The sequence below is a fragment of the Streptomyces sp. NPDC006309 genome (genome assembly GCF_040613095.1).
Taxonomy (GTDB): Bacteria; Actinomycetota; Actinomycetes; order Streptomycetales; family Streptomycetaceae; genus Streptomyces.
Genome location: NZ_JBEXRO010000013.1, coordinates 204,423 through 214,467 on the forward strand (window position 1 = coordinate 204,423; position 10,045 = coordinate 214,467).

Below are 10,045 nucleotides of genomic sequence, written 5' to 3' on the forward strand. Positions count from 1 at the left end.
CGGAGAGAACGGGTGCCGCCCCGACGGGGGCCGGCCCGGCCGCGGAGGCCGTACTGGTCACGGTGCGATCCGGTCCGCCGAGTGAGGGCGGGCGTCCGGGGCCGCCGGCGGGAACGGGGCCGTGGCCAGGGGCAGTATGACTTCCTGGATCACACGTCCGGCGAACGCGGAGTCGGCAGGCATACCGCTGAGAAGCACCCGCTGGAAGATCAGGGCGGGAAACAGCCCGGCCAGCAACTCGATGTCGCGCTGCGGGGCGACCTCCCCGCGCTCGACCGCCCGCCGGAAGACCGCCTCGAACACCCGTCGGCGCGACCTTTCGAAGTGCTCGACGAACACGTCGCGCAATCCGGTGTCCTGTACGACCGCGGAGACGAGTCCGACCATCACCTTGGTCTCGAAGGCGTCGCCGCCCGCACCGAACGCGCAGGCGATCGCCTCCAGGTCGCCGCGCAGGGAGCCCGTGTCCGGTTCGACCAGCGGGCCCTTGAGGCGGCTGACGGCCTCGACCACGAGTTCGGCCTTGCCGGACCACCGTCGGTACACCGCGCCCTTGCCGGCGTGCGCACGAGTCGCCACCGCGTCGACCGACAGCCGCTCGTAGCCGATCTCGGCCAGCAGCTCAAGGGCCGCCCGGCACAGCTCGTCGTCCCGTGACGGGTCCCGGCGCCGGCCTACAGGGCGGCGATCCGCCTTCTGCTCCGCGGCGCCGACGGCACTCGGCTCGGGGGGATGACCCACGAGACACCTCCTCAATGCGGTACGCATCCGTTCCGGAACTAGACCGTACCGTATACCACCGGACGACTAGTCGACTTAAGTGAAGGCTAAAGAAAAGCCGGTTCACCTTCTTGACCGAGTCGTGAGGGCCAGGCATGGTTCCGGAGAGCGCTCTCCCGCCCGTTCCCTCCGACTTCGCTCTAGGAGACGACTTCGTGTCCGCTCTCGGTGCAAGGCTGGTGACACCGCCACGAACAGGACGCCCCGCCCGAGTGGCAGGCGCCACCGCGGGTGCGCTGCTCACCGCACCCGTCGGCACTCTGTCCGTACGTGTGCCGGCCGCTGCCGCACAGGCCGCTCCCGTACTGCTGTCGCAGGGCAAGCCCGTGCCGGCGTCCAGTCAGGAGAACCACGGGACACCGGCCTCCGACGCCGTGGACGGGAAGCGCGACAGGCGGTGGTCGAGCGCCGTGGACGGGAACCGCGACAGGCGGTGGTCGAGCGCCGCCTCCGACCCCCAGTGGGTCCGGATCGACCTCGGCGCCGCGACCTCCGTCAGCCAGGTGCTGCCGCGCTGGGAGGCCGACTACGCCAAGGCCTGCCGGATCGCGCTCTCCACCGACGGCACCAACTGCGACACGGCGTACTCCACGACGCCCGGCGCCGGGCACCTCGACGCTCCCGTCCACCGTCGTCTCCACACCCTGATCCCGCGCCCCGGGGCCGCGCCGTCCTGAGCGCGGCCCCGTGCACCCACTCCCTCCGGGCCGGCCGAGCCCGCCCCGCACACCGGCCCGGAGGGACCGCACCCGCACCGCACCGACCCGTCAGGAGCATCAGTGTCCAGACCACCTATAACGATCACCCCCCTCCCACGCCGCGCCGGCGTGTCCCTTCTCGCGCTCGGCGCACTCCTCGTGTCCTCGCTCACCGTCGCCCTCGCCCCGAGCGCGCACGCGGCCGACGCCCTGCTGTCCCAGGGCAAGACCGCCACCGCCTCCTCGCAGGAAGGAGCCGGCTACTCGGCCGCCGCCGCGGTGGACGGCGACCTGACCGGCACCCGGTGGGCCAGCCAGTGGAGCGACCAGCAGTGGCTCCAGGTCGACCTGGGCCAGATCTCGAACCTCAGCCGTACCGTCCTGACCTGGGAATCGGCCTACGGCAAGGACTACGAGATCCAGGCATCCGACAACGGAACCGACTGGCGCACCCTGAAGACGGTGACCGGCGGCGACGGCGGCACCGACGACCTCACCGTCTCCGGAACCGGCCGCTACGTCCGCATGCAGGGCCTGGCCCGGTCCGGTGGATACGGGTACTCGCTGTGGGAGTTCCAGGTCTACGGTTCCGCCGGCGGCACCACCCCGCCGCCGGCCCCGGGCGGCGCCGTCAAGGTCGAGGGCACCCAGGGCAACTGGCGCCTGACCGCGGGCGGCCAGCCGTACACCGTCAAGGGCGTCACCTGGGGGCCGGCGGTCTCCGACGGCGCCAAGTACCTGCCGGACGTCAAGGCCATGGGGGCCAACACGATCCGCACCTGGGGCACCGACGCATCGAGCAAGACGCTCCTGGACGCCGCGGCGGCCAACGGGATCCGCGTCATCAACGGTTTCTGGCTCCAGCCGGGCGGCGGCCCGGGCGCCGGCGGATGCGTGAATTACGTGACCGACACGACGTACAAGAACAACTCGCTCACCGAGTTCGCCAAGTGGGTGGAGGCCTACAAGAGCCATCCGGCGACGCTGATGTGGAACGTCGGCAACGAGTCGGTCCTCGGACTCCAGAACTGCTACAGCGGCAGCGAACTGGAGACCCAGCGCAACGCCTACACCAGCTTCGTCAACGACGTCGCCAAGAAGATCCACAGCATCGACCCCGACCACCCGGTCACCTCCACCGACGCGTGGACCGGCGCCTGGCCGTACTACAAGCGCAACGCGCCCGATCTCGACCTGTACGCGATGAACTCCTACAACAACGTGTGCAAGGTCCGCCAGGACTGGACCGACGGCGGCTACACCAAGCCCTACATCATCACCGAGACCGGTCCGGCCGGCGAGTGGGAGGTGCCCGACGACGCCAACGGCATCCCCGACGAGCCGACCGACGTGCAGAAGGCGGACGGCTACACCAAGGCATGGAACTGCGTCACCGGCCACCAGGGCGTGGCCCTGGGCGCCACCCTCTTCCACTACGGCACCGAACACGACTTCGGCGGCGTCTGGTTCAACCTCGTGCCCGACGGGCTGAAGCGGCTGTCGTACTACGCGGTCAAGAAGGCGTACACCGGCTCCACGGCCGGCGACAACACGCCCCCGGTCATCAGCAACATGACCGTCACCCCCGCCTCCTCGGCGCCGGCCGGCGGTGAGTTCACCGTGCACGCCGACGTCCGCGACCCCGACGGCGATCCCATCACGTACAAGGTCTTCCTCAGCGGCAACTACGCGAGCGGCGACAAGCGGCTCGTCGAGGCGCAGTGGCGCTCGACCGGCAACGGCAACTTCGCCGTCACCGCACCCCAGAAGCTCGGCGTGTGGAAGGTCTACGTCCAGGCCGAGGACGGCCACGGCAACGCCGGCATCGAGACCAGGTCCGTCAAGGTCGTCGCCCCGCCGGTGGCCGGCACCGACCTGGCGCTGAACCGGCCCGCGACCGCGTCCTCCTCCCAGCAGTCCTACGGCGACTGCCCCTGCACCCCGGCACTGGCCGTCGACGGCCGCTCCGAGACCCGCTGGGCCAGCGACTGGAGCGACCCGCAGTGGTTCCAGGTGGACCTCGGAGCCTCCAAGGCCCTGCGCAAGCTCCAGCTCGTCTGGGACCCGGCCTACGCCAAGTCCTACGAGGTGCAGGTCTCCGACGACGGCAGCAACTGGCGTCCGGTGTACTCCACGACCGCCGGCGACGGTGACGTCGACACCCTCGACGTCTCGGCCACCGCCCGCTACGTGCGCCTACAGCTGACGGCGCGCGGCACGAGTTACGGCTACTCCCTGCACGAGCTGGGGATCTACAGCTGACGGCTGTGCCCCGGACGACGGCGGCGGCACCCGCACCGGTTCCGCCACCACCGCACCACCCGCGCGACGCACACCCGCGTGCGCGGGCGCCCTTCCCACCCCCCATGGGCAGGAGACCCCCATGAGATCGAGTCCGAAACGACTCCCCGCACTCCTCCTCGGCACCGCACTGCTCGCCGGCGTCCTCGGCGTGGGCACCATCGCCTCCGCCGCCACAGACACCGGCGGCACGGCAACCGCGGCCGTCGCCCGCACCGGGCACACGATGGCCGTGTCCACCCAGGCGTCCGCCGACGACCCGGACGGCGACGGCTACATACCGGCCGTCCCGCAGGTCACCGGTGTCACGCCGTCCACGGCCACTCCGCCGCCGCGCTACTTCCACGAGTTCCAGGCGAACTGCTCGGTCACGCACACCGCCCCCGACGACCCGATCGTCTACCCGGGCCAGCCCGGCAAGTCCCACGACCACACCTTCATGGGCAACACCTCGACGAACGCCAACAGCACCACGGCTTCGCTGTACGGCGGCGCCACCACGTGCAAGGCGCCCGCCGACGCCTCCGCGTACTGGATGCCCTCGCTGTTCAGGGGCGACCAGAAGATCCTCCCCGCCGGTCCGCAGACCATCTACTACAAGGCCGGCGTCACCGACTACACCAGCGTGCGGCCCTTCCCCAGGGGGCTGCGGTTCGTCGTGGGCAGCCCGATGCAGAGCGCCGACGAGTTCCGCCACCTCAAGGGCTTCGTCGAGGGCTGGGAGTGCGGTGACAGCTACTTCAACACCGACTTCCCCGCGACCTGCCCCAACCGGGCCGACGTCCAGCTCAACATCCGTTTCCAGGCCCCCAGTTGCTGGGACGGAAAGTACCTCGACACACCGGACCACCACAGCCACATGGCCTACCCGGTCGTCAAGCCCGGCACCAACGACAACATGTGCCCCGCCGACCACCCGGTCGCCGTGCCGATGATCGAGTTCAAGATGGCGTTCCCGGTCAACGGCGACATGTCGCAGGTGCACCTGGCCAGCGGCCGCGGCTACTCCTTCCACTACGACTTCTTCAACGGCTGGGAGGAGCGCACGCTCAAGGCCATGGTCGACCACTGCATCGTGGGCGGCCTCCAGTGCGACGCCCGCGGGTACGACCAGACGCACCCGGAGGCGGGCGCGGCCCTGAACCAGGACTACCGGCTGCCCTGACCGGCGGCCCGTTCCGCTCGGCCCGGCCTGTCCCCGTGCGCACCGCGCGGGGACAGGCCGGGCCCTCGGCCGTCTCCCCCCGGCGGGAGACGGCCTTCACCGTCACATCATGGGGTGGGGATGAACGACGACGTCGACGACGACATGATCGGCCGGCTGATCGACAAGCTGAGCCCGGCGCAGAAGGTGCGGCTGCTCACCGGCGCCACGACCTGGCGCACCGAGGCGGAGCCGGACATCGGGCTCAGGCAGATCGTCCTGTCCGACGGGCCGGCGGGTGTGCGCGGTGAGGGCTGGGACGAGCGGCTCACCTCCACGCTCCTGCCCTCGGCCTCGGCCCTCGGCGCGCTGTGGGACGAGGAACTGCTGACGGACCTGGGCAGGCTGCTCGCCACCGAGGCCGTCCGCAAGGGGGTGGACGTCGTCCTCGCTCCCACGCTCAACCTGCACCGCAGCCCGCTGGGCGGCCGGCACTTCGAGTGCTTCTCGGAGGACCCGGAACTGGCCGGGCGCACCGGCGCCGCGCTGATCCGCGGCGTCCAGGCGCACGGAATCGCGGCCACGGCCAAGCACTTCGTCGCCAACGACTCGGAGACGGACCGGCTCACGGTCGACGTCCGGGTCGGCGAGCGGGTGCTGCGCGAGGTGTATCTCGCGCCGTTCGAGGCCGCCGTCGAAGCCGGGGTGTGGCTCGTCATGGCCGCCTACAACAGCGTCAACGGCACGACCATGACCGCCAGTCGGCTGCTCGGGGACGTCCTCAAGGACGCGTGGGGTTTCGACGGGGTCGCCGTCTCCGACTGGGCCGCGGTGCGGACGGCGGAGGAACCGGCCCGCGCCGCGCTCGACCTCGCGATGCCCGGCCCGCACAGCCCGTGGGCGGAGTCCCTGGCCGACGCGGTGGCGGGCGGCCGGGTGCCCGAGAAGAGCGTCGACGACAAGGTACGGCGCCTGCTCCGGCTCGCGCACCGCGTGGGCGCCCTCGGCCCCGGCTCGCCCGGCCGGCCGCCGGCGACACCCGTGCGCGACCCCCGTACGCTGCTGCGTCGTGCCGTCGCGGCCGGCTGCGTGCTGGTGCGCAACGCCGACGAGGTCCTGCCGCTGGATCCGGCCGCGCTGTCGACGGTCGCCGTGATCGGAGCGCACGCGGCGACGCCCCGCGTCCAGGGCGGCGGCAGCGCCGGCGTCCATCCCTCGGGCGTGGTCACCCCGCTCGACGGGATCCGCACCCGGCTGCGCGGCCGGGCCCGGGTGCTCCACCTGCCCGGTCCGTCGCTCGGCCTTCCCCCGGCGCCCGTCGACGCGGACCGGTGCACGGACCCCAGGTCGGGCGCCCCCGGGGTGCTGGTGCGGCTGCTGGACGAGCAGGGCCGGGAACTGCACGCCGAACACCGCCTTTCCGGGCGCCAGTTGGAGCCCACGCTCGTCCCCGGCGCGCACACCGTGGAGATCAGTGCGCTGCTGCGGCCCGGGAACGCCGGTGAATGGGCCCTCGGCGTCGGTGGGTTCGGCCGGATGACGCTGAGCCTCGACGAACGGGTGCTGCTGCGCGGCGACTTCCCCTGCCGGATCGACGACCCGGCGGTCGTGCACGTCACCCCGCCCCTGCACACCGTCCGTGCCACCCTCTTGTCGAAGCGGCCCGTGCGCCTCGTCGCCAGGCGCGAACTCGCGGACGGCACCGGACGGGCCACGGTCCTCGCCGCCGCCCCGCCCGAGGAGGACCCGCAGGCGGCGCTCGCCACCGCGGTCGACGCCGCCCGGAAGGCGGACGCGGCGGTGGTGTTCGTCGGCACCACCGAGCACAGCGAGACCGAGGGCCATGACCGCACCGGCCTGTCCCTCGGCGGCCGGCAGGACGAACTCGTGCGCGCCGTGGCCGCGGCCAACCCGCGCACGATCGTCGTCGTCAACAGCGGAGGCCCTGTCGAGCTGCCGTGGCGCGAGGAGGTGGGGGCCCTGCTGCTCACCTGGTTCCCCGGGCAGGAGGCGGGCGGGGGCATCGCCGACGTCCTCTTCGGCCGTGTGGAGCCCGGAGGCCGGCTGCCCACCACCTGGGCGGCGTCCCTGGCGGACGCGCCCGTCACCGACACCCGGCCGGCCGGTGGCCGGCTGGACTACGCCGAGGGGCTGCACATCGGATACCGGGCCTGGCTGCGCTCCGGGCGCACGCCCGCGTACTGGTTCGGTCACGGCCTCGGGTACACCACGTGGGAGTACGAGAGCGTGGACGCGCCGGCGCGGGTCCCCGCGGGCTCCCCGTTCACGGTCCGGGTCGGGGTGCGCAACACCGGGCCGCGGCCGGGACGCGAGGTGGTCCAGGTCTACCTGGCGCGCCCCGACTCCGCCGTGGAGCGACCGGAGCGCTGGTTCGCCGGCTACGCCGCGGTACGCGCCGAACCGGGCGGGACGGCGACCGCCGAGGTGGTCGTGCCGGCCCGCGCCCTGCGGCACTGGTCGCAGGCGGACGGCGTCTGGCGTACGGAGACCGGGACGTACCGGCTCATGGCCGGACGCTCGGCGGGGGATCTGCGGGGGGAGACGCCGCTGACGGTCACCGAAGCACCGTGAACGGGTGGGCGGGGCGTCCGAGGAGGGCGCCCCGCCCGTCGCGCCGGCCCGGCAGTGGGCGCGGCACGGCGGACACCACGCGTGCCGTGCCGGAGAGGGCCGCCTCCGTTTGCCGCCGCGGCGCCGGGCTACCCGGGCGAGGACCGGTCGGCCCAGGTTGCGGGAGGCCCATGGGACCGAGATCTCGTGCTGCCCGACGGCCCGGACATCCCCGGTTCGCGCAGGCGCGCGTTGACACCGCGATGTCCCGGCGCCGGGGTACCGGAGAGCCGGCCGCGACAGGAGGCGACACATGACCAGCGAGCTTCCCGACGTGCCGTACGCCGAGTACGCCCAGATCCCGGGCCTGAAGGGCAGCTACTGCGACAAGCCGAACAACGTGGGGAAGGCGTGGGGGGAGGCCCTGGCCTCCGAGGTGCCGGTGGTGCTGGCGTGCAAGGCCGGCAACGAGATCGCACCCATCCCACCGCACATCGTGGGTGCGCAGGGCGAGAAGGCCGCCAAGGCGGCCGTGCACGACCCGGAACGTGCGGGCATCGCCGCCAGGGGAGCGAGCCAGAAGCCGACCGAGACCGCCGAACAGCCGCCGGGACGGCACTCGTGAGCGGCGACAGCGCGGGAGCCGGACCGGAGCTGGGTCCGCTCGCCGTCGACGCGGTCGACGTGCACGCCTTCACGGTGCCGACCGACGGTCCGGACGGGAAGGAACAGGACGGCACTCTGGAGTGGGACTCCACGACCATGGTCCTGGTCCAGGTGCACGCCGGTGGCCGCACCGGGACGGGTTACACCTACGGCGACGTGTCGGTGGCCTCGTTCATCGACTCCGCACTGGCGCCCGTGGTGCGGGGACAGAGCGTCTGTTCGCCGCCGAGCCTGTGGCAGCGCATGGGACAGCGGATACGGAACGCCGGCCGCCCCGGCGTCGGGGCCATGGCGGTCTCCGCCGTCGACGTGGCCCTGTGGGACCTCAAGGCGAAGCTGCTGGGCCTGCCGCTCATCCACCTTCTTCCGGCCTGTCACGACCGGGTGCCGGTGTACGGCAGCGGCGGCTTCACGAACTACCCCCTCGACCGCCTCGCCGACCAGCTCACCGGTTGGGTCGAGCAGGGCATCCCGCGCGTCAAGCTGAAGACCTCCCGCGAGCCTGAACGCGATCCGCGGCGCCTCGCGGCCGTACGGCAGGCGATCGGCGACGGGCCCGAGGTCTTCACCGACGCCAACGGGGCGCTCCGCCGCAAGGAGGCGCAGTACTGGGCGCGCCGGTTCCACGACGAGTGGGACGTGCGGTGGTTCGAGGAACCCGTCAGCTCGGCCGACCTGGACGGCCTGCGGATGCTGCGGGAGCGAGGACCGGACCGGATGGAGATCGCGGCGGGGGAGTACGCGTTCACCCTGCGGGACTTCGTCAACCTCACGGTGGGTCCCGCCGTCGACTGCCTCCAGGCCGATGTGACCCGGTGCGGCGGCATCACGGGCGTGCTGGAGGTGGCAGGCCTGTCGGCGGCCCAGGATCTGGACCTGTCGGCCCACTGTGCGCCGGCGGTCTCCGCCCACGCCTTCTGTGCCGTGCGCAGGCTGCGGCACCTGGAGTACTTCCACGATCACGTGCGCGTGGAACGCCTGCTGTTCGACGGCACGTCGACGCCCGACGGCGGTGCGCTGTGCCCCGACACCGGCCGCCCCGGCCTCGGGCTGGACGTCAAGTGGGCGGACGCCGAGCCCTACCGCGTCCACGGCACGCGAACCACCTGATCCTGCGGCTCCCACAAGGAGAGCAGGGACCCGAGGGCGATGCCGTCGCCGCACGTGGTCTGCCACCGGCTCGGCGTGCCCGCGAACTGACCTCGCTGGAGGAAGCCCCCTTGAGGACTGTCCAACGTTTCGACGAGCTTCGAAACGTTGGTGGGTCCTTCCGGACGGGTCCTACCTTGAGTCCACCGGGATTGACCGCCCGGGACGAAGCGCCGCTACGGCACCACTCAGCGGCACACACATGGGGAGAGAAACATGCGTTCACGTTCCCTCAAGGCTGCCATGCTCGCGGTCCTGGCGACGGCGGGGCTCTTGGCCACCACCTCCCAGGCGATGGCGGCGCCGCAGGTGTCGCGCACGCCCGCATCGGCCTCCACCTACAACCTGACCACCGTCATCGACCAGTGGACGCACTGGAGCCCCGACGCGAACACCTCGTCGCACGCGGGATGGCTGTACAAGGGCACCAGCTACTTCTACTGCTGGGGCTACGGAGCCATGTACACCAACAACGGCCACACGGACAACATCTGGCTCCTGACCGACGACGACACCGGGAACCGGGGCGTCTGGGTGAGCGACGTGAACCTCGACTCCTGGGGCTGGCACAACGACCAGAAGGTCCTGCCGCAGTGCTAGGCACTCCCGCCCCAGGGTCGCAACGTCCGGCCGGCGCGCTGCGCCGGCCGAGCACGCGACGGTCCTGACGCCGGCGCCCGCTCCAGTTCTCCGCCGGCACCTGGCGCGCGTACGGCGGCACCGCCTACGCCCCGAC

The 10,045-nt window shown here is 72.2% G+C and carries 8 protein-coding genes; 7 read left to right on the forward strand and 1 reads right to left on the reverse strand.

Annotated features, from left to right (window positions below; genetic code table 11):
• Positions 1-57: 57 nt before the first annotated feature.
• A complete protein-coding gene (locus tag ABZ117_RS19305) occupies positions 58-741 on the reverse strand; it encodes a TetR/AcrR family transcriptional regulator (protein ID WP_356822259.1) in 684 nt (227 codons plus the stop codon).
• A gap of 134 nt (positions 742-875) precedes the next feature.
• On the opposite strand from ABZ117_RS19305, the gene ABZ117_RS19310 reads away from it, so the two are divergent.
• The 7 genes from ABZ117_RS19310 to ABZ117_RS19340 all read left to right on the forward strand — a co-directional run bounded on the left by ABZ117_RS19310 (position 876) and on the right by ABZ117_RS19340 (position 9,909).
• Complete coding sequence (locus ABZ117_RS19310) at positions 876-1,457, forward strand: discoidin domain-containing protein (protein WP_356822260.1); 582 nt, start codon at positions 876-878, stop codon at positions 1,455-1,457.
• A 102-nt stretch (positions 1,458-1,559) separates the two neighbouring features.
• Positions 1,560-3,740 carry a discoidin domain-containing protein gene (locus ABZ117_RS19315; protein WP_356822262.1) on the forward strand — a complete coding sequence of 727 codons (2,181 nt, stop codon included), beginning with the start codon at positions 1,560-1,562 and terminating at the stop codon, positions 3,738-3,740.
• A gap of 121 nt (positions 3,741-3,861) precedes the next feature.
• Entirely contained in the window at positions 3,862-4,944 is a 1,083-nt protein-coding gene (locus ABZ117_RS19320) for a DUF1996 domain-containing protein (RefSeq protein ID WP_356822264.1), read from the forward strand.
• 120 nt (positions 4,945-5,064) lie between these two features.
• Complete coding sequence (locus ABZ117_RS19325; protein ID WP_356822266.1) at positions 5,065-7,515, forward strand: glycoside hydrolase family 3 C-terminal domain-containing protein; 2,451 nt, start codon at positions 5,065-5,067, stop codon at positions 7,513-7,515.
• Between the two features lie 292 nt (positions 7,516-7,807).
• On the forward strand, positions 7,808-8,119 hold the full coding sequence (locus tag ABZ117_RS19330; RefSeq protein WP_356822268.1) for a hypothetical protein: 312 nt from the start codon (positions 7,808-7,810) through the stop codon (positions 8,117-8,119).
• Entirely contained in the window at positions 8,116-9,270 is a 1,155-nt protein-coding gene (locus tag ABZ117_RS19335) for an enolase C-terminal domain-like protein (RefSeq protein ID WP_356822270.1), read from the forward strand. Before ABZ117_RS19330 ends, ABZ117_RS19335 begins: the two co-directional genes overlap by 4 nt.
• A 255-nt stretch (positions 9,271-9,525) precedes the next feature.
• Positions 9,526-9,909 (forward strand): hypothetical protein, encoded by a 384-nt coding sequence (locus ABZ117_RS19340; protein ID WP_356822272.1) that lies wholly within the window; start codon positions 9,526-9,528, stop codon positions 9,907-9,909.
• The last annotated feature ends 136 nt before the right edge of the window (positions 9,910-10,045 follow it).